Raw genomic sequence first — 1,519 nt, 5'->3', positions numbered from 1 at the left:
AGAATAGTATTATTTTGGTTTACCATATCCCTACATATCCCACTTTTTAAAGCGTGACCACAATAGCATAGTATCACGCGCCACGGTTGAACTATGTTATAATGGTTTTGTGACCTTGCTAACAGGTTCACCAGCGAAGTTTCACCGAGGAACTTTTTAGCTTTCGTTTTTTTCAGCCCCAGCACGGGGCTTTTTGTATGCTATAATGATTGTGTAAGTACAAATAAGTAGCTCACGCTATTACCAAAGCCAAGGGGAAGGGCATCCTTTTTGGCTTTTTTTACGTTTCGGCGAATTTGAGAAAGTAGAACCGCTGGAATGGGTCGCTATTTTGTCAAAATGGCTAAAATGTGAAAATAGGATTTCCCAGAACCTCAGAAAACCTCAAATAAAAAACTTGACAAAACTTGACTTTTTTCACGGGTCAAAGGAAAATCTCCCGCTATCGAATTGACTTGCTGGGTCAATCGAACCCCGAGCGAACGCCGAGGAAAGCCCGAGAGTATAAGAAAAGGCGGAACATGTACGCCCCACCTTTTTAGCTAAATAACAAAAAGAAAAGCCCTTAACTGCTGGCTGGCTATCCACACAGGTAGCTTACGAAAAAATACGCAGACACAGACAGAATCACAAGTAGCTTTCATAATAAATATAACCCCTTTTTTATTAAAAAGCAATAATTTTGTGTAGTTTTGTCTAAAATTTTCGTCTTGATTGTTATTTTTTAGCTAAAAAGGTCTTTACATTGACAATGACCCCATGGGAAATATTGGCAATGCTGGACATTATTTACATGCAATTTGTGAAGTAGTTGGGCATTATTTGAATAGTTATGCCCCCGAGCAACCTGCTTAAATATTCGGTGTAGGTGATTGGCTAGAATATCCGCAATCTGTATCATGGTATGAGTCGCAGAATCGAAAAACTCTACTCGTATATCAGGCGTTTTATTATCCTCTACACATAACCGAGTTTGTAGATATTCCTCAAGGGCTTTTAGACTTTTAACGCTTTTGTTTCGCTCGTCTAAATCTAACCTCACGGGTTCGTAACTTGTGATTAGATTGTTTGTTTTTAGATACATCAAATAATTAAAAGTGATATTGGGTTTTTGTCTTAGATGATCTTGAACGTTATGATTATCGAAAACCAAGAAATTGAAAGTTATATCAGTTTTCTCTATCAGTTGCGTAAAAACATAGTCTTTAAAGTCAAGAGGCATTTCTGACCCTTTTATCTCGGTCTTTACATCAAGCTCTAGGTCAGGATTGTGCTTTAAGTAGTTAAGCTTGGCTTTTCTAAAAACTCGTTTTACTTTTTTAGGGTTTTGAGTGCTTACACCAGCTATGATAAAAAACCTATTATGTTGGCTATTGCTCGTGGTGATACTTCCTGACTCGTCTAAATAATAGTTCATGCTTTCCTTTCTAAAATTGCTATTGGATTGATCCGCTGGGCGCGTGCTAGATGGTACGGTCTGAGCCAATGACGGAAAAGATTTTGATATGAGTATCCTCGG

Annotated in this window: 1 protein-coding gene; it reads right to left on the bottom strand. The window is 38.1% G+C overall.

The features are described 5' to 3' along the window. Positions 1–724: 724 nt before the first annotated feature. Entirely contained in the window at positions 725–1,417 is a 693-nt protein-coding gene (locus I2503_RS09320; protein WP_196967777.1) for a DUF3800 domain-containing protein, read from the bottom strand. Positions 1,418–1,519 lie beyond the last annotated feature (102 nt).

It is taken from the genome of Streptococcus sp. NLN64, assembly GCF_015831295.1.
Lineage (GTDB): Bacteria > Bacillota > Bacilli > Lactobacillales > Streptococcaceae > Streptococcus.
The sequence above is the reverse complement of the archived record's forward strand: the minus strand, read 5'-3'. Positions and strand labels throughout refer to the sequence as shown.

Bases quoted from the DNA above. Each gene is read 5' to 3' on its own strand.
- I2503_RS09320 (WP_196967777.1), bottom strand. From the start codon at position 1,417: ATGAACTATTATTTAGACGAGTCAGGAAGTATCACCACGAGCAATAGC.